This window comes from Corynebacterium sp. HMSC08A12, from assembly GCF_001807485.1.
Lineage (GTDB): Bacteria > Actinomycetota > Actinomycetes > Mycobacteriales > Mycobacteriaceae > Corynebacterium > Corynebacterium evansiae.
The window spans coordinates 265,572-283,108 of the sequence record NZ_KV789168.1 but is presented as its reverse complement, the minus strand read 5'-3'; the positions used below and the strand labels follow the sequence as shown (position 1 = coordinate 283,108).

At 63.1% G+C, this 17,537-nt stretch carries 18 protein-coding genes; 13 read left to right on the top strand and 5 right to left on the bottom strand.

The features are described from left to right. The first annotated feature begins 78 nt into the window (after positions 1 to 78). The 6 genes from HMPREF3166_RS03225 to HMPREF3166_RS03200 all read left to right on the top strand — a co-directional run bounded on the left by HMPREF3166_RS03225 (position 79) and on the right by HMPREF3166_RS03200 (position 6,889). Positions 79 to 3,183 (top strand): DNA translocase FtsK, encoded by a 3,105-nt coding sequence (locus tag HMPREF3166_RS03225; protein ID WP_083293799.1) that lies wholly within the window; start codon positions 79 to 81, stop codon positions 3,181 to 3,183. 224 nt (positions 3,184 to 3,407) lie between these two features. After that, positions 3,408 to 4,427 (top strand): TerC family protein, encoded by a 1,020-nt coding sequence (locus HMPREF3166_RS03220; protein ID WP_049050478.1) that lies wholly within the window; start codon positions 3,408 to 3,410, stop codon positions 4,425 to 4,427. A 6-nt stretch (positions 4,428 to 4,433) separates the two neighbouring features. Continuing rightward, complete coding sequence (pgsA, locus tag HMPREF3166_RS03215; RefSeq protein WP_049050479.1) at positions 4,434 to 5,036, top strand: CDP-diacylglycerol--glycerol-3-phosphate 3-phosphatidyltransferase; 603 nt, start codon at positions 4,434 to 4,436, stop codon at positions 5,034 to 5,036. Next, positions 5,037 to 5,552 (top strand): CinA family protein, encoded by a 516-nt coding sequence (locus HMPREF3166_RS03210; protein ID WP_049050480.1) that lies wholly within the window; start codon positions 5,037 to 5,039, stop codon positions 5,550 to 5,552. Positions 5,553 to 5,610: 58 nt separating this feature from the next. Next, positions 5,611 to 5,952: a helix-turn-helix domain-containing protein gene (locus HMPREF3166_RS03205; protein ID WP_034987723.1), complete on the top strand. Its 342-nt coding sequence runs from the start codon at positions 5,611 to 5,613 to the stop codon at positions 5,950 to 5,952. Between the two features lie 94 nt (positions 5,953 to 6,046). Then, positions 6,047 to 6,889 (top strand): PspA/IM30 family protein, encoded by an 843-nt coding sequence (locus HMPREF3166_RS03200; protein ID WP_034987728.1) that lies wholly within the window; start codon positions 6,047 to 6,049, stop codon positions 6,887 to 6,889. Positions 6,890 to 6,898: 9 nt separating this feature from the next. Here HMPREF3166_RS03200 and HMPREF3166_RS03195 read toward each other — a convergent pair whose 3' ends face one another. Genes HMPREF3166_RS03195 through HMPREF3166_RS03185 form a run of 3 tightly spaced genes read right to left on the bottom strand, consistent with a single transcriptional unit; the run spans position 6,899 to position 8,813 of the window. Next, positions 6,899 to 7,525, bottom strand: coding sequence for a CbiQ family ECF transporter T component (locus HMPREF3166_RS03195; RefSeq protein WP_070487623.1), 627 nt, complete (start codon positions 7,523 to 7,525; stop codon positions 6,899 to 6,901). A gap of 7 nt (positions 7,526 to 7,532) precedes the next feature. After that, on the bottom strand, positions 7,533 to 8,228 hold the full coding sequence (locus HMPREF3166_RS03190) for an energy-coupling factor ABC transporter ATP-binding protein (RefSeq protein WP_070487620.1): 696 nt from the start codon (positions 8,226 to 8,228) through the stop codon (positions 7,533 to 7,535). A 3-nt stretch (positions 8,229 to 8,231) separates the two neighbouring features. Continuing rightward, the gene (locus HMPREF3166_RS03185) at positions 8,232 to 8,813 is read right to left on the bottom strand and encodes a biotin transporter BioY (protein ID WP_206540416.1); all 582 of its coding nucleotides are present in this window, start codon (positions 8,811 to 8,813) and stop codon (positions 8,232 to 8,234) included. A gap of 83 nt (positions 8,814 to 8,896) precedes the next feature. Here HMPREF3166_RS03185 and HMPREF3166_RS03180 point away from each other — a divergent pair, with 83 nt between their 5' ends. The 5 genes from HMPREF3166_RS03180 (at position 8,897) to HMPREF3166_RS03160 (ending at position 13,413) form a co-directional block, all read left to right on the top strand. Next, positions 8,897 to 9,103 carry a DUF3046 domain-containing protein gene (locus HMPREF3166_RS03180; protein ID WP_035003702.1) on the top strand — a complete coding sequence of 69 codons (207 nt, stop codon included), beginning with the start codon at positions 8,897 to 8,899 and terminating at the stop codon, positions 9,101 to 9,103. A gap of 244 nt (positions 9,104 to 9,347) precedes the next feature. Beyond that, entirely contained in the window at positions 9,348 to 10,475 is a 1,128-nt protein-coding gene (gene recA, locus HMPREF3166_RS03175) for a recombinase RecA (RefSeq protein WP_070487618.1), read from the top strand. A gap of 2 nt (positions 10,476 to 10,477) precedes the next feature. Then, positions 10,478 to 11,074 (top strand): recombination regulator RecX, encoded by a 597-nt coding sequence (recX, locus tag HMPREF3166_RS03170; protein WP_070487616.1) that lies wholly within the window; start codon positions 10,478 to 10,480, stop codon positions 11,072 to 11,074. A 64-nt stretch (positions 11,075 to 11,138) separates the two neighbouring features. Beyond that, a complete protein-coding gene (gene miaB, locus HMPREF3166_RS03165; protein WP_070487614.1) occupies positions 11,139 to 12,677 on the top strand; it encodes a tRNA (N6-isopentenyl adenosine(37)-C2)-methylthiotransferase MiaB in 1,539 nt (512 codons plus the stop codon). After that, positions 12,670 to 13,413 carry an Rv2732c family membrane protein gene (locus HMPREF3166_RS03160; RefSeq protein ID WP_070487612.1) on the top strand — a complete coding sequence of 248 codons (744 nt, stop codon included), beginning with the start codon at positions 12,670 to 12,672 and terminating at the stop codon, positions 13,411 to 13,413. The genes miaB and HMPREF3166_RS03160 overlap by 8 nt, the downstream gene beginning before the upstream one ends. Here the strand turns inward: HMPREF3166_RS03160 and HMPREF3166_RS03155 are convergent. Beyond that, positions 13,410 to 14,753 carry a DUF349 domain-containing protein gene (locus HMPREF3166_RS03155; RefSeq protein ID WP_070487610.1) on the bottom strand — a complete coding sequence of 448 codons (1,344 nt, stop codon included), beginning with the start codon at positions 14,751 to 14,753 and terminating at the stop codon, positions 13,410 to 13,412. The two genes, HMPREF3166_RS03160 and HMPREF3166_RS03155, sit on opposite strands and share 4 nt — an antisense overlap. Positions 14,754 to 14,882: 129 nt before the next feature. Between HMPREF3166_RS03155 and miaA the strand changes: the two genes are divergently transcribed. Next, positions 14,883 to 15,815 (top strand): tRNA (adenosine(37)-N6)-dimethylallyltransferase MiaA, encoded by a 933-nt coding sequence (gene miaA, locus HMPREF3166_RS03150; protein ID WP_070487607.1) that lies wholly within the window; start codon positions 14,883 to 14,885, stop codon positions 15,813 to 15,815. Between the two features lie 18 nt (positions 15,816 to 15,833). Further along, positions 15,834 to 16,700 (top strand): diaminopimelate epimerase, encoded by an 867-nt coding sequence (gene dapF / locus HMPREF3166_RS03145; RefSeq protein ID WP_070487605.1) that lies wholly within the window; start codon positions 15,834 to 15,836, stop codon positions 16,698 to 16,700. Between the two features lie 7 nt (positions 16,701 to 16,707). On the opposite strand, the gene HMPREF3166_RS03140 is transcribed toward dapF, so the two are convergent. Continuing rightward, positions 16,708 to 17,487, bottom strand: a complete 780-nt coding sequence (locus HMPREF3166_RS03140) for a hypothetical protein (protein ID WP_049050514.1) — start codon at positions 17,485 to 17,487, stop codon at positions 16,708 to 16,710. Positions 17,488 to 17,537: the final 50 nt, after the last annotated feature.

Below are 17,537 nucleotides of genomic sequence, written 5' to 3'. Positions count from 1 at the left end.
CGAATCTGAGCATCTTTTTAGAACAAAGCGCGTGTTGCTCATGTGACTACTGTGATCAGTGCGACTAAAGTGTTGGCCATGTCTGTCACTAGTCGCTCTCGCAGCTCTGCACCCCGAGGTAGGGGCGCACACTCCAACCGACCGAGCTCCGGCCGTCGTGGTGTGTTCGAAGATACTCGGTCCGCCGCCCCGGTCGGTGCCGGTTATTCTGGCTATGCCGGGGGCGAGGACTTCGAGAGGACCGGTAGCGCCTTCGGCGTGGTCGGCCACTCGCTGAGGTCTGCGTTTAGCGGAGCGGCGCGGGGCATCGGTGGCTTGACTCGCCGCCTGGCGACCCGCGGCGATGCGGGTGACTTTGACTCTTATGACGATGCAGATTTTCTTGAGGAGGCGGAAACCCAGGTGATCTCCAAGCGGGGTAAGCAGCGGAATTCGCGCAATAGTCAAGCAAAGAAGCTTGATTCGGGTCGTGGTTCGCGCGCTGGTGACGGTTGGACGCCGGACACTGAGGACGATGGTTTTGACGCCGACTTCAGCGCTCAAGACCCCAGCGAAAGTGCAGGACCGATGCGCATCGGCGGCTCCTACGACGGCGCCGCCATCGGCGTGTTCGCCGTAGCCCTAATCCTGGCTGGAACCCTGTGGTTTGGGGTGGGCGGTGCCGTGGGCAACGGCATTGCGGGAATTCTCACCTGGATCATCGGCGCGGGCGGATACGTAGTCCCGATCGCCATGGCCTTCGCCGCCTGGGTGTTGATGGTCGGCATCGAGCGCACTCAGCGTTCCACCGTCCGCCTGTGGATCGGTTCCGCGCTGGTGGTCCTGCCGATGCTGGGGCTCATTCATATCTTCGCTGGCCAGCCCACTGACAGTGCCGGAAAGGCGAGCGCGGGTGGCCTGGTCGGCCAGGCTATCGGTACGCCGATGGCCGTTGGCTTTAGTGTCTACCTGGCCGTTCCTCTGCTACTGCTGGCCATTGTGTACGGCGCACTGCAGCTCACAGGGCTGACGGTGAAGCAGATTTACACCCTCGCAGCGGACTTCCTGGGGGTGGGCAGTTGGCGCGATGGTCGCGGTAACGATGATTACGCCGACTACGAAGACCAACCCAACGACGTTGACGAGGACGATCAGTACGGCCACGTCGATCGTCAGATCACCCGCGCCGCCCGCCGGACGCCGATGGACAACTACCCGGTGGAGGAACAGGGGAGCGACGTAGACGACGCGGCTGACTCCAACGAGACCCTGGTGCTCGACACTGCGCCCTCCCGCACATCGCAGCGTCGCAAGCGCACTCAGCCGAAGCACACCCAGCCAAAGCGCCCGGAGTCTAAGCGCACCCAGCCGAAGCCTGCACCACAGGTAGAGGACGTCGCAGAGTTGCTGGACGATGACGAGCCGGAGCCCAAGGCAGAATCCAAGCCTGAGCCCAAGCGGGATCCCGTAGCCGACTCCCGTGACTCGGTGCGACAGGCCATCATCGCCCGCTCGGGGATTGACGCTGCCGCGGTTCCAGCCTCCACGCCGAAGTCGGAGCTGGAAGAGGACGTGGCTGAGGGCGTCATAGAAAAGAAGGCAGAAAGCGACTACGCGCTGCCGTCGACGGACCTGCTGCTCAACGGCGATGCGCCGAAGACCCGCAGCGAAACGAACGACCGGATGATCGAGGCGATCACCGAGGTGTTCGAGGAGTTCAACGTCGACGCGCAGGTGACGGGCTTTAGCCGCGGACCGACAGTGACCCGCTACGAGGTCGAGCTCGGACCAGGCGTGAAGGTCTCCAAGATCACGAACCTGCAGTCCAACCTGGCTTACGCGGTGGCCACCGACAACGTGCGCCTGCTGACCCCGATCCCGGGCAAGTCCGCAGTGGGCATTGAGGTGCCCAACACCGACCGCGAAATGGTGCGCCTCGGCGACGTGTTGGAGGCGCCGAAGGTGCGCGGTGATGCCGACCCGATGGTCATCGGCCTGGGCAAGGACATCGAGGGCGACTTCGTGGCCCACTCGATTCAGAAGATGCCGCACCTGCTGGTGGCGGGTTCCACTGGCTCCGGTAAGTCTGCCTTCGTGAACTCCATGCTGGTATCGCTGCTGACCCGCGCCACGCCGGACGAGGTACGCCTGATCCTGGTGGATCCGAAGATGGTGGAGCTGACCCCCTACGAGGGCATCCCGCACCTGATTACGCCCATCATCACCCAGCCGAAGAAGGCGGCCGCCGCCCTGACCTGGCTAGTGGAGGAGATGGAGCAGCGCTACATGGACATGAAGGCCAGCCGCGTACGCCACATCAAGGACTTCAACCGCAAGGTTAAGTCCGGCGAGATCACAACCCCACTGGGCTCGGAGCGCGAGTACCGCCCGTACCCGTACATCGTGTGCGTGGTCGACGAGCTGGCCGACCTGATGATGACCGCCCCGCGCGAGATCGAGGACTCGATTGTGCGCATCACCCAGAAGGCGCGCGCCGCCGGTATCCACCTGGTGCTGGCAACGCAGCGCCCGTCGGTGGACGTGGTCACCGGCCTGATCAAGACGAACGTTCCTTCCCGTCTTGCCTTCGCCACCAGCTCCTCGACCGACTCCCGCGTGATCCTGGACCAGGGCGGCGCGGAGAAGCTGATCGGCATGGGCGATGGTCTGTTCATCCCGCAGGGTGCGGGCAAGCCGCAGCGCATTCAGGGCGCCTTCGTGACGGACGAGGAGATCAACGCCGTCGTGGAAGCCGCCAAGGACCAGGCCGAGCCCGACTACACCGAGGGTGTCACCGAGGACAAGGCCGCCGAGGCGAAGAAGGACATCGACCCGGACATCGGCAACGACCTGGAGGATCTACTGCAGGCAGTGGAGTTGGTGGTCACCAGCCAGTTCGGCTCTACCTCCATGCTGCAGCGCAAGCTGCGCATCGGCTTCGCCAAGGCCGGGCGCCTGATGGATCTGATGGAGACCCGCGGAGTGGTCGGGCCGTCCGAGGGGTCGAAGGCACGTGAGGTGCTGGTGAAGCCCGAGGAGCTCGACACGATGCTTTGGATGATCAAGGGCGCGAACCCCGAGGACGCACCCAAGGAAGTCATAGAGGCAGATGCCGAGGGGGCCGAAGGCGTTCACGACGGCGATGATTCCGGCGATGACGGGACGCGCGTGGTCGCGGCCAACCCGCCGAGCGGAGCCGTGTAGCCCCTATGGCGCAGCCGGCCTCTGCTGGGTGTAGAGTGGTCGGCAGTTGGAGGGGAGTACCCTAACGCCAAGCTTGCTTGGTGCCCTCGACATTGATCGTCAGCACGGCAGGTTGCGGAGTACCCGCGAACCTCCCGGTCATGTCGGCCCGCAACTTTCATGGAACGGGCAGGGGAGACCTCCGGTCTATTTAGTGATGAGTTTTTATCGACCGGAGGTTTTCCATGGAAGTAAATGCCTTGACGTGGATCATCACCATTGTGGTGGTCGTCGGGTTCTTTGTTTTTGATTTCTATAGCCACGTCAAAACACCCCACGAGCCGAGTATCAAGGAGTCGGCACTGTGGAGCTTGTTCTACGTGGCACTCGCCTGCCTTTTCGGTGGTTTCCTCTGGCTGACTTGGGGGGAGCCCGGCAACCCGCACCAGCACGGCCTGGAGTTCTTCGCCGGTTATATCACCGAGAAGGCCTTGAGTGTGGATAACCTCTTTATCTTCGCGCTGATCTTGAGCTCCTTTAAGATCCCCCGCAAGTACCAGCAGAAGGTGCTGCTCATTGGTATTGCGCTGGCGCTGATCCTGCGCGGTATCTTCATCGCCCTGGGTGCGGCGATCATCGAGGCATGGTCCGACGTGTTCTACCTGTTTGGCCTGTTCCTGCTGTGGACCGCGGCGAAGCTGCTGTGGGACGAGGTCTCTGGCGAGGAGGAAAAGGACCCGCAGGACATGATGGTCATCAAGATGACCCGGAAGTTTATCCATGTCTCGGATCACTACGAGTCGGACCGTTTGTGGTTTAAGGAAAACGGCAAAAGGGTTTTGACGCCACTTTTCATCGCCCTGGTGGCCATCGGCTTCGTGGACGTGCTGTTCGCCCTCGATTCCATCCCTGCCATCTACGGCATTACCAGCGAGCCGTACATCGTGTTCACTACCAACGCCCTGGCTCTGATGGGGCTGCGACAGCTGTACTTCCTCTTGAACGGCCTGCTGGAACGTTTGGTGTACCTGGGTTATGGACTCTTTATTATCCTGGCTTTCATCGGCACGAAGCTGATTCTCCACGCTCTGCACGAGAACAATCTTCCGTTTATCAACGGAGGCGAGGGGGTTGCTGTTCCCGAGGTTTCCGTGGAACTGTCGCTTATCGTTATCGTCAGCGTGCTGGTCGTAACCACTGTGTTGAGCATGACGGTGGGCAAGAAGAAGCAGGCCGAAAACGAAAAGAGCTCCACGGTAGGATAGGTACTTGTGAACACTTCAGCACCGCGATCTTCGTTCGGCACCTTCGTCCACAGCGTGAGCTTGCCGAATGTACTCACGTGCATTCGCATTGCTCTGATCCCGGTGTTCCTCTGGCTGATTCTGACCTCCGGTGACTGGGAAGTGCCGGGGGCCGAACCAGATTTGGCTCACCGCTGGTGGGCGCTGCTTGCCTTTAGCCTGTTGATGTTCACCGATCAGCTGGACGGCTATCTGGCCCGGCGCTACGAGGTCATCACCGACTTCGGCAAGCTGGCCGATCCAATCGCGGATAAGGCGCTGATGATTTCCGCGTTCGTCAGTCTGAATTTTTTGGGCGAGCTGCCGTGGTGGGTTACCGCGATAGTCGTGATCCGCGAACTGGGCATCACCGTCTGGCGTATGGTGCTGGCGCGCAAGGGCAACGTCGTTCCGGCCTCCAAGGGCGGCAAGCTGAAGACGGTGCTGCAGACCCTGGCGGTGTTCCTCTACATCCTTCCGTTCGGCGGGGTGGTGCAGACCATCGCGGTGATTGTGATGGGTGTGGCCGTGGTGCAGACAGTAGTGACCGGGGTGCAGTACATCCTGGATTCACGCAAGGAAAACGCTTAGATGAGGGTGAACCCTGCCGCCGAACACCTAGTCCGGGAGTTCACCCGGCGGGGGCGGACGATCGCGACGGCAGAATCCCTAACCGCAGGGCTGTGCGCGGCCACGATTGCAGAGGTCCCTGGGGCTTCGGCGGTCCTACGCGGTGGCGTCATTGTCTATGCAACAGAACTCAAGCACGACCTGGCGGGAGTGGGCGAGGAAACCCTGCGCGCGCATGGGCCGGTGGCGGCGGAGACCGCGGCGGAATTGGCAAAGGGAGCGGCGCGGCGCTGCGGGGCAGACGTTGGTGTGGCGCTGACGGGCGTGGCCGGTCCCGACCCACAAGATGGGCACCCGGCGGGAGAGGTCTTTATTGCCGTCTACGACAGTGCGCGGGGAGCGCGGGTGGAAAACCTATACGCAGAGTATGCGCGGCTGGTTAACGAAGGCGAGTTCGCAGGGCTGGATGCGGCGCAGCTGCGGGCAGAGATCCGCCGGTTCAGCGTAAACCGCGCGCTGGAAATGGCTTGCGCGTAAACTGGCGGGAACAAATTCGTCGCCCGAGACGTTGGGATGATTGATGAGTCAAAATACTATGGTCATGGATACGGTTGCGGTGGAGCGTCCGGCCGAGCGGATGCCCGCGGACGAACCGCTGCTGCGGGAGGCGCTGGGGGCGACCCTGAAGGAATACCGCACCAATAACGGGTTCACGTTGCGCCAGCTGGCCTCGCTGGCGAATGTCAGTCCGGGCTATCTGTCCGAGCTGGAGCGCGGCCGCAAGGAAGTTTCTTCTGAGCTGCTGGCCAGCGTGTGCCACGCGATGGCAGTCTCGGTGGCTTCGGTGATCCTGGAAGCTGCGTCGATGATGGCTCTGGATGCGGCAGCTGCCGAGCTGGCTGCGAACATGGCGGCAGGCGCCGTCGAACGAGCCTAAGTGCAGGGGTGCGCGGAGGATTCTTGGTAGTATTATCCGCGCAAAAGAAATATTTTTAGCCCGTTTTTACCTCTCAATGAAGGAGCAATAGCTCATGGCCAATCCGTTCGTGAAGGCATGGAAGTACCTGATGGCGCTCTTCGACAACAAGATCGAAGAAAACGCCGATCCGAAGATTCAGATCGAACAGGCCATCGCAGAGGCGCAAAAGCAGCACCAGGCACTATCCCAGCAGGCAGCGGCTGTTATCGGCAACCAGCGTCAGCTGGAGATGAAGCTGAACCGCCAGCTCGAAGAGGTAGAGAAGCTGCAGGCCAACACCAAGCAGGCGCTGAACCTTGCCGACAAGGCCCGCGCTCAGGGTGACCAGCAGAAGGCCATGGAGTACGAGAACGCCGCCGAGGCCTTCGCCGCACAGCTGGTGACGGCGGAACAGTCGGTGGAGGACATGAAGAGCCTGCACGACCAGGCCCTGCAGCAGGCCGCGCAAGCCAAGCAGGCCGTGGAACGCAACTCCATGCAGCTGCAGCAGAAGGCCGCAGAGCGGACCAAGCTGCTGAGCCAGCTCGAGCAGGCGAAGATGCAGGAGAAGGTCGCCGATTCCCTGCAGTCCATGAACGCCGTTACCTCGAATGGTTCCCCGAACCTGGATCAGGTGCGCGAGAAGATCGAACGCCGCTACGCCAACGCCCTGGGCCAGGCCGAGCTGGCGCAGAACTCTGTGCAGGGTCGCATGGCGGAGGTTGAGCAGGCCGGCATCCAGATGGCCGGACACTCCCGCCTGGAGCAGATCCGTGCGGAGATGCAAGGTGGTGCGAACAACCAGTTGGGTGGCGCACAGCAGCAGGAAGCCATCGAGCAGGCCCAGCCGCAGGCGGGCAACGTCAGCCAGGATGCAGTGGCCGAGCGCATGCGCCAGCTGCGTGGCGAAAGCTAGTTTTTCCGGCTAGTTACCGACTCCGCGGGACTTCAGCGCCTCTCCGAGGCGACGGGCTCGCAAAAGGCTGCGAACAATCACGGGCACGCCGAAAGCAAGCACGGAGCGCGACGCGCCCCGTGCTTTTCTTGCGTCCAGTACCTCGTTGACCGTCAGTGCCGTCAGCGGAATCAGGCGGATGGTCAGTGCCACCAGCAGGCTGATAGTTTCCACCGGCAGGCCGATTTTGCCCAGGGGCCGCAGGCCGGCCTCGACAGCGTCCATGAGCTGTCCGATGGTGGTCGTTAAGGTCAGCAGAGTTGCCATGGCCACCGCGGAGAGGATCACCACGAAGTAGGTCAGCGCTGTAGGGAAGTCCCGTTGCCACCACAGCAGCGCGGCGAAGGCCAGCAGCAGCACGGCGGGCGCCAACAGCTGGCGCAACGCTAAGCTCACCGGGATTCGCGCCACCACGTAGCACGCGACGGTGAATCCGGCGACAACCCCTGACTGCCACGGCGCGGTCGCCCAGATTGCGCTGCCGACCAGGAAAAAGAAGAGCAAAAAAATTTTTAGACCCGGGCGGGCGCGGTGCAGAATCGACTGCCCCGGGTGGTACACCGACAGCGGAACGTTGATGTGCAGGGACTTTGCCATAACTTACCTACCCGCCGAAGCTCGCCACGTAGTCGGCAATCACGCGGTCGGGCGGGCCGTCGCCGCGTACCTCGCCATCGGAGATCCACAGAACGCGGTCCATGCCTTCTACAAGCTCCAGGTCATGAGTCACCACGATCAGCTGCTGCGGTAGCTCCGCCAGCCTGCGGGCGATCATTTTTCGGTTGCCGAGGTCCAGCAGGGTGGTGGGCTCATCTGCGATCACCAGCTCTGGCTCCACGACCAGCACCGAGGCCAGAGCCAGCAGTTGTTTTTCGCCACCGGAAAGAAAATGGGGGGAGGCGTCCGCGAGGTGCTCCAGCCCCATGGCGCGCAGCATGGCGGTTGCCCTTTCTTCTCTTTCGCGGCCGTTTTTGGTGGTTGTGCGCAGGGAGAACGCGACGTCCTCGGCGACCGTGGGCATGATGATCTGGTTGTCGGCGTCACTAAAGACGAACCCCACCTTGCGCCGCACCTCGCGTCCGCGTTTGGCTACATTGAGCCCAGCGACGCGCACCTGCCCACTGGTGGGTTCGGCGAGTCCGTTGATGAGACGCACCAGGGTGGACTTGCCGGAGCCGTTAGCGCCGATGATGCCGATTCGGCGTTCGTTGAGGGAAAGGTTGATGTCTCGGAGGACGGTCCGCTGGCCTGTTGAGGTATCGAAGGTGACGCCCACGTTTTCGAACTCGATTTGGGGCATGTTCTAGGCCTTGCGCTTCGTTGGCAGCAGGTCTGGCACTGCCTTGGTGACGGTCAGCGCGATGGCGACGGCGATTGTGACCTTGATGAGGTCTCCGGGGATGAATGGGGTGTTGGCCGCCAGGGCGGTGCTGAAGTCGTAGCCGAGGCGCACCATCAGGCCGATCGAACCACAGAGGTATTGGATGATCACGCCAACGATGCCCGCGAGGAAGAACACGGCGGTACGTGCCCTCGCGTTGCGTGGAGCGTACTGGGCGATCAGGCCGATGACAAAGGCGGCGATGATGTAGCCGACGATGTAACCGACGGTGGGACCCGCGACGGCTGCGGCTGCGGGTTTCCAGCCGGCCATGTTGGGGACGCCGACGAAGCCCACGGCGATGAAGAGGGTAGTGGCCAGGCCGCCGCGCCAGAAGCCGAGGATGAGGGAGGCCAGGACGATGCCCATGTTTTGCAGGACGATAGGCACGCCGGCCACGCCGACAGGCAACTGCACGCCGCCGAGGACGATAATGAGTGCTGCGAAGACAGCGATGTACGCGAGATCTACCGCCTTAAATTTTGTAGTTTCTGAGGATGACATAAGTATGATGATAACCCAGATGAGCCAGAACTTGAACACCGTTCAAGGCGAGGCTCTTGGGTGGGGGTGTACATTTGTAGACCATGCGCAGAACAGAGTTTGATCGGCTGACTTTGGGCGAGTTCGGCGATAGCTTTCGGGCTTTTATTGCGGATACTCACGTGCTGAGTTCGCTAGGGGATACGCCCGCCGCGCTAATCGAACAGGGGTATGATCCGCGCGATGTGTGGTTGGCGCTGTGTGATGATTTCGACGTGCCCGAAGAGCGTCGCCTGGGTGAGGATATCTAGCCTTTTCTTTATTGACGCCCACAGTCTGGACTGGTGGGATGGTCAGTTAAACAATCGAACAAAGGTTCGTGTAGGGTGTGTGTCGGAAACGATGGTTGTCCGCGCGGTCGAGTACAACTATCAATGAACCTTTTCGGAGTACTCCCGGTCTAAGGAGATCGGGGGTGCGAAGAAGATGACGATATTGAATACACCGGAATTGAACACACCGGACGTCACAGCAGATGTAAGGAGCAGCAACTCTATGCCACCGAAGAAGAAGCAGACCGCCGCGGCGGGGAAGGATCGGTCGAAGGCGCTGGAGCTTGCGATGGCGCAGATCGAGAAGGATTTCGGCAAGGGTGCGATCATGCGCCTGGGCGACGACACTCGCCCGCCGATCCAGGCGATTTCTTCTGGCAACATCGCAATTAACGCGGCGCTGGGCATCGGCGGTTTCCCGCGCGGTCGTGTGGTGGAGATCTACGGGCCGGAGTCCTCCGGTAAGACCACCGTGGCCCTGCACGCAATCGCGGAGGCGCAGCGTGCCGGCGGCATCGCGGCTTTCGTGGATGCGGAGCACGCGCTGGACCCGGAGTACGCCCGCGCGCTGGGTGTGGATACCGACGCGCTGCTGGTCTCCCAGCCGGACACGGGCGAGCAGGCGCTGGAGATCGCGGACATGCTGATCCGCTCGGGCGCCATCGACATCATCGTGGTGGACTCCGTGGCGGCGCTGACGCCCAAGGCGGAGATCGACGGCGAAATGGGCGACTCGCACGTTGGCCTGCAGGCCCGTCTGATGAGCCAGGCGTTGCGCAAGATGACCGGCGCGCTGTACCAGACGGGTACGACCGCGATCTTCATTAACCAGCTGCGTGAGAAGATCGGCGTGATGTTCGGTTCTCCGGAAACCACCACCGGTGGTAAGGCGCTGAAGTTCTACGCTTCCGTACGCTGCGATATTCGCCGTATCCAGGCGCTGAAGGATGGCCAGGACGTGGTGGGCAACCGAACCCGCCTGAAGATCGTGAAGAACAAGGTCTCGCCGCCGTTCAAGATCGCGGAGTTCGACATCCTCTACGGCGAGGGCATTTCGCGGGAGGGCTCCATCATTGACCTGGGTGTGGAGACCGGCCTGATTAAGAAATCCGGTTCCTGGTTCACCTACGACGGCGACCAGCTGGGCCAGGGTAAGGAGAAGGCCCGCGAGTTCCTCAAGAACAACCCGGACCTGTCCGCGGAGCTGGAGGACCGTATCGCCCGCGAACTGAAGATCGGCCCCTACGCCAAGATGAAGGACGAGCCAGCTGGGGAAGCCGCTGAGGATCAGGCGGACGAGGACAAGCCCATAGAGCTGAGCCCGAACTTCGACGATGACGATGCCAACTGACGATGCCGATTAGGCAAAGCGAGCGCGACCAGAAGGTAGAAGCGCTGCGGCAGGCGATCGCCAACTACTCGCCCGGCGAGGGCGAGCTGTTCCTGGATGCGGCGGAGGAGGAAAGACTCGCGCCGATCAAGGCCAAGGCGGTGCGCTTGATCAATCACCGAGCACGCTCCACGGAGGAGCTGCGCCAAAGGCTGCTCGAGGCGGAGTTCGAGCCCGAGGGCGTGGAGGAGGTCATCGACCGCTGCACGGCAAACGGGATGCTGGACGACGCCGAGTTCGCCAAAGAGTGGGTGCGGCAGCGGGAGAAGAATCAAAAGAAGTCCGTCGCCGTGCTGCGCCGGGAACTACAGCGCAAGGGCATCGCCGCAGTACTGATCGAGGACGCGCTGGCACAAGTGAACGAGGAATCCCAGGAGCAGATCCTGGAGGAGCTCGTAGCCAAGAAGGCAGCCAGCGTAAAAACCCGCCCCGCCGACCGCAAGGAATACGACAAAGCACTGCGCCGAGTAGTGGGCGTGGCCGCCCGCCGCGGATTTCCGCAAGGCGTAGCCCTGGCATATGCTCGCCGCGCGCTGGACGCGCGAATAGAGGAGTTGTAGCGGGCGTCACTAGCTAAGACCTCACTTTTCTAAACGCGGTGGGCAAAGGGGTAGGGTAATCCACGTGACACAGACGATTCAGACGCAAACGAGCGAGAACTCTGGCGCCGGTCGCACCTACGAAGTGCGCACCTTCGGCTGCCAGATGAACGTCCACGATTCCGAGCGACTGTCCGGCCTGCTGGAAGACTCCGGGTACGTGCCCGCAAACGAGGGCGCCACGCCGGACGTCGTGGTGTTTAACACCTGCGCCGTCCGCGAGAACGCGGACAAGCGCCTCTACGGAACCCTGGGCCAGATGAAGGCCATCAAGGACGAGCACCCCGGCATGCAGATCGCCGTGGGCGGATGCATGGCGCAGAAGGACAAGCAGACCGTGGTGGACAAAGCCCCCTGGGTCGACGTGGTCTTCGGCACCCACAACCTAGGCTCGCTGCCCACCCTGCTGGAGCGCTCGGCGCACAACCACAAGGCAGAGGTGGAGATCTTCGACGCGCTCGAGGAGTTCCCCTCCGTGCTCCCCGCCAAGCGTGAATCCGCCTACGCCGGCTGGGTTTCCGTATCCGTCGGCTGCAACAACACCTGCACCTTCTGCATCGTGCCCTCGCTACGCGGCAAGGAGCAGGACCGCCGCCCTGGCGAGATCCTGGCCGAGGTCAAAGCGCTGGTGGAGCAGGGCGTGAGCGAAGTGACGCTGCTCGGGCAGAATGTGAACGCCTACGGCGTGAACTTCGCCGACGAAACCCTCGAGCGCGACCGCACCGCATTCTCCAAGCTGCTTCGCGCCTGCGGGGAAATCGAAGGCCTAGAACGCCTCCGCTTCACCAGCCCACACCCGGCCGAGTTCACCGATGACGTGATCGACGCGATGGCGGAGACCCCCGCCGTGTGCCCGCAGCTGCACATGCCGCTGCAGTCCGGGTCGGACAAGGTGCTGAAGGACATGAAGCGCTCCTACCGCTCCAAGAAGTTCCTGGCGATCCTCGACAAGGTGCGCGAGCGCATCCCGCACGCGGCGATCACCACCGACATCATCGTCGGTTTCCCCGGTGAAACTGAGGAGGACTTCCAGGCGACCATGGACGTAGTGGAGAAGGCCCGCTTCGCCAGCGCCTTCACGTTCCAATATTCTCTGCGACCCGGCACTCCGGCCGCGGAGATGGAAAACCAGGTGCCGAAGGCCGTCGTGCAGGACCGCTACGAGCGCCTCCTCGCACTGCAGGAGCGCATCAGCGAAGAGGAAAACCGCAAGCTCATCGGCACCACGCAGGAACTGCTGGTGCAGGCCGACGGGCGTAAGAACGACCGCACCCACCGCCGCTCCGGGCGTTCCCGCGACGGCCGCCTCGTGCACTTCACGCCCGAAGGCGACATCCGGGCAGGTGACGTTGTGGAGGTTGTTATTACTGACGCCGCGCCGCACTTCCTCATCGCCGACGGCGGAGTCGCGAGCCACACGCGCACCCGGGCGGGGGACATGACAGAGTTGGGAGAGACTCCGACTACGGCGCCTGTGGGCGTCGGACTAGGAATGCCGAGCATAAAGAAGCCCGAGCCGACCGCGGCGGGCGGATGCAGCACGGGAGGATGCGGCTGTGAGTAGTGAGAGCAAGAGCGCCAAGAGCAGCGCCAAGAGCTCCGAACAGGAAGTCGGAGACGACGCGCTGGCGCAGTACCGAGGCGACCTCAGCGGTGCCGAGCGCAAGATAGCCGGGCGCGTGGTGCTGGGCCGCTACGTGCCGCTGATCGTCTTCGGCTTCCTGGTTCCCCTCGTTATGATCTTCCTGCCGCACGCGGGCGACGTGCGCGGCTACGACGTGCTGTTTAGCACCCAGGTGGCGCAGGACGGCGCGACGGCTAAGCCGGAAATGATTTTCTCCTGGCTGCGTCTTATCGCGATCCTTTTGACCATTGGAACCCTGGTTTCGAAATCATGGATCGTGGCGTGGGTGAACTGGGCCTTTGCAGGTGTGGCCTGGTGGTACAACGTGTTCGCGATTTGGGTGCGCCAGACCCAGCCGCCGACGGAGTCGGGCGACGGCCCGGCCATCCCGCTGCTGTTCAGCCTGGTGGGTCTAACGGTGCTTTTCTACGCACTGTCCGCGGTTGTATTTCAAAAGAATCCCCTGCAGCGGGCGCTGGCGGCAGCGCGCCGCGAGGAGGCCCACCGCGACGAGGAATCCCGCCTGGCACAGCAGCGGCTGCGCACGGGCATCGAGGACCGCGAGGATGCGGAGATCGTCGATGACCGCCGCGCCCGCGCGAAGGCCCGCCGCGAGCGCAAGGCCGAGATCGAAAAGAAGGAGAGCGAGCCCCAGCAGGAGAGCGAGGAGGACTAGCCCTCCACGGCGGCAGCGGCGGCGTTTGCCCACTCCTGCCACTGGGCGGCCTGGCCGCGTAGCTTCTCCGCCTTCGCGGACTTACCCGCCTTCTCCGCGGCCTCGGCCTCGCGGTTGAACTGGTCCACCTTTGCCTGGAACTGGGCCACGCGCGCCTGGGCCTCCGGGTCGGTGCGGCGCCACTCGGCATCCGCAGCCTCCTCCACGCGGGCCTCAATGGCCTTGATCTTGTCCTCGAATTCACGCACGCGGCCGCGCGGTACGAAGCCGATCTGTTCCCACTTTTCCTGCAGCTCGTGCAGAACCTTGCGGGCCTTGTCCACTCCGTGCGCCTGCGGATCTACCTTCGGGGAGTACTCGTCGATGAGGGCCTGCTTGGCCTCCGCGTTGGATTCGAACTCCTTGTCGCGCTCGGCGGAATCCGCCTTGCGGGCGGCGAAGAACACGTCCTGTGCCTTGCGGAATCGCTCCCATAGCTGGTCGTCCACGTTGCGCGGGGCGCGGCCTGCGGCCTTCCACTGGCTCATCAGGTCGCGGTACTTGGCGCTGGTTGGCCCCCAGTCGGTGGAATCCTGCAGCGCCTCGGCCTGTTCGATCAGATCTTCCTTCTTTAGCCGCGCCCGCTCGCGGTTGCGGTCCAGCTCGTCGAAGTGCGCCTGACGCTTGCGGTTGAACTCGGAGCGAGCCTTAGAGAAACGCTTCCACAGCTCGTCGTCGGTGGAGCGCTCCACGCCCTTGATGCTGCGCCACTGCTCTACGATCGCGCGGATGCGCTCGCCGGAGCGCTTCCAGTTCAGGGTGGACGGATCGGCCACGGCGATGCCCTCGACCTCTCCCAGCAGCTCTTCCTTCTGCGCCAGTGCGGAATCGCGGCGCTCCTGCTTCGCCTCCGCGACCTGCTTCTCGGCGGTCTGGGTGCGCTGGGAAATTTTTTCTAGGCGGGCATCCAGCGCGGCAATGTCGCCGATGACGGCTGCGGTGGGAAGGGAATCCTGCAGAATTTTCGCGTCGTGGCGAATAGTCTGGGCTTGTTCCGGGTGGCTTTGCAGACGCGCCTCGAGCATCTGCACCTCGGTGCTGAGGTCGTCGTAGCGGGCGCCGAAGTGCTTCAGCCCTTCTTCGGGAGTACCGGCCTTGAACTCGCCGATCTGGCGCTCGCCGTCGGCGGTCTTCAGCCATGCCACGCCGTCCGCATCCACGCGGCCGAACTTCGCGGGGTCGTTCTTGGGGATGCTGACACCCCCGGTCTGCACTCCCTTCAGCCCAGGCTTGGCGCCTGGCTTGGGCCCCGGCTTTGGGCCGGGCTTCGGGACCGGACGAGGATTCGTGGGATCAGTCATTGCGGGTACTCCTACCTAAAACCAAAACATGCCAATCGCCTTATACGCCTTGTAGCCTCTCAGCTTCTCAGCCTCGTATAGGGCAATGAAGTAATTATTACACCAGCCGCACCGCTAGACTGGGTTTCTATGAGTTCTTCCACTGAGATCCGCCCGATCGCAGTCGTTGGCCCTACCGCCTCTGGCAAGACGGCGATCTCCCTGGAACTGGCCAAGCGGCTGGACGGGGAGGTGGTGAACATCGATTCCATGCAGCTGTACCGCGGCATGGATATCGGAACGGCCAAGGTTCCGCCGTCAGAGCGACAGGGGATCCCGCACCACCAGCTGGATATTTGGCCGGTGACCAAGCCCGCAAGCGTCGCGGAGTATCGCGCGGGGGCGATCGAGACGGTGGAAAAAATTTTTTCCAGGGGCAAGACGCCCATAATCGTCGGCGGCTCCATGATGTACATCCAGGCGCTGGTGGACGAGTGGGACTTTCCGCCCACGGATCCGATGGTGCGCGAGAAGTGGCAGCGTGAGCTCGACGTCCGTGGGGTGGCCGCCATGCACCAGCACCTGGCGACGATCGACCCCGAGGCCGCGCGCATTATCGAGGACAACGACCCGCGCCGCACCGTCCGCGCCCTCGAAGTCATCGAGTTGACCGGCAAGCCTTTCGCGGCCTCACAGCCGCCGAAGAATTCCACGCCCCGCTGGAACATGCGCCTGTTGGGGCTGAACGCGCCCGCCGAGTGGCTGAACCCCCGTATCGAGTTGCGCGTGCGCCAGATGTTCGACCAAGGCCTGGTGGAGGAAGTACGTGCCCTGGTTGCCGATGGGTTGGTCCGCGGGTCCACCGCCGGTCAGGCCATCGGATACGCGCAGGTGCTGGACTATTTCGCGGGCGAGCTCACTTTTGAGGAAGCCGTGGACCGCACGATAACCGGCACCCGTCGCTATGCTCGACGGCAGCGTTCCTGGTTCCGCAGGGATAAGCGCATTATTTGGATTGACGCCAACTCACCCGACCCGGCCCGCGCGGCAACGGAAGCGCTAGGGATTGGCAGCCAGCAGTAAATAGAGGGAGTGCTCAGCATGATCGATTTCATTAAGGCTCACGGCACGGAGAACGACTTCGTTATCCTGATGGACGAGGCGACCCAGGTGAACCTCACTGAGGATCGCGTGCGACACCTCGCAGACCGGCGGGCCGGGATCGGCGGCGACGGGGTGATTCGCATCGCCACCGGTGACGCCCTGGTGAGCGCGGGCGTGCTGACCGAACTTCCTGCGAGCGTGCACGGTGACGAATGGTTCATGGACTACCGCAACGCCGACGGCTCCCTGGCTGAGATGTGCGGCAACGGCGTGCGCGCCTTCGCCCACGTGCTGTGCCGACAAGGGAAAGTTACCGTCGGCGAACAGTTCGGCATTGGCACCCGGGCGGGCCGCAAGCTGGTGAAAGTGCACGAACTGAGTGGAGAAAACCAGGAACACGCGATCGTGAGCGTGGAGATGGGCACCCCGGAAGTGCTGGGTGTATCTACCGCACAGGTGGGCGACATGAAGGTCGCGGGGCTAGGCGTGGATATGGGCAACCCGCACCTAGCCGCGGTGGTACCCAACCTCACGGCGCTGGAGCTGCAGAAGCTGCCGATCGATCAGCAGGTGCAGTTCGACCCGGAGTTCTTCCCGGCAGGGGTCAACCTGGAGGTACTCACACCCCTGGACGATGCGGGTGCGGTGCACATGCGCGTCCACGAGCGCGGCGTGGGGGAGACTCGCTCTTGCGGCACCGGCACTGTCGCCGCCGCTGTTTCTGCCCTTGCTGACGCCGAATTGGCCACAGGCACCGTCACCGTGCACGTTCCAGGGGGAGCCGTGCAGGTGGAGATCTCCGAGGACGGTTCGATCCTCCGCGGGCCCTCGGCGATCGTGGTCTGGGGAAAGACTGTGCTTTAACGGCTTTCTAGTGGCCACCGCAGCCGCAGCTGCCGGAGCCGCAGGCGCCGCCGCAGCCAGCGGAGTCCACGGTGCTGGCTGTGAATTGCACGGTACCGGCCACGATCAGCGGGGCATCTGACTGTGCGAGCTCCTCGTCGACCGCGTCCTCGGGAAGAACCACCGTGAACTCGAAGGGGGAGGTCACTGTCGCGGTCCAGAACTTCTGTCCCGTCAGAGAGTTGATCTTGAGGGACCAACCGGAGGCCTCCACCGCGATCTCCGCCGTGGCATGCGGGGCAGTGGCCGGGGAGTTGATATCTTGCAAACCGCTCGAATTGACCTCGCCGATCTTCAAGCCGCCGTCCTTGGCGAACTCAGTGGAGCCCCCATACACGCGTACGGAGTTGGCCAGAGCCCCAATGTGGAACTGGTGGTACTCCAACGAGGGGGCGTCCACAAGCAAGGGGCCTTGAGCGATGGTGGCGGTGAGGGAAGCGATCGTCGGTGCCTGCTGGCCGGAGATCTGCAGCATGGGGCTGTCGTCCACGACGTCCAGCACGCCGATGATGTCGTTCAGCATCGACAGATGCGCCGTGGCGGGCACTCCGCCGGTGTAGCTGGCGAAGGAGCCGAAGGGCTCGACGGCGAGCACGACCATGCGGGCGCCCGAGGGGTCGTCGAACTGCAGAACCTGGCCGCCGCGAACCTCACCCGACACTCCCAAGCTGCCGGAGCCATATGCGGCCTCGAGGGCCTGCTGCCACTTGGGGAAATCCATACCAATGCTGCGGAGTTCAGGAATCATGCCCACCACTCTAGTCCGCCGCACCAAATTTCCTATTTACCGCCCCTGAC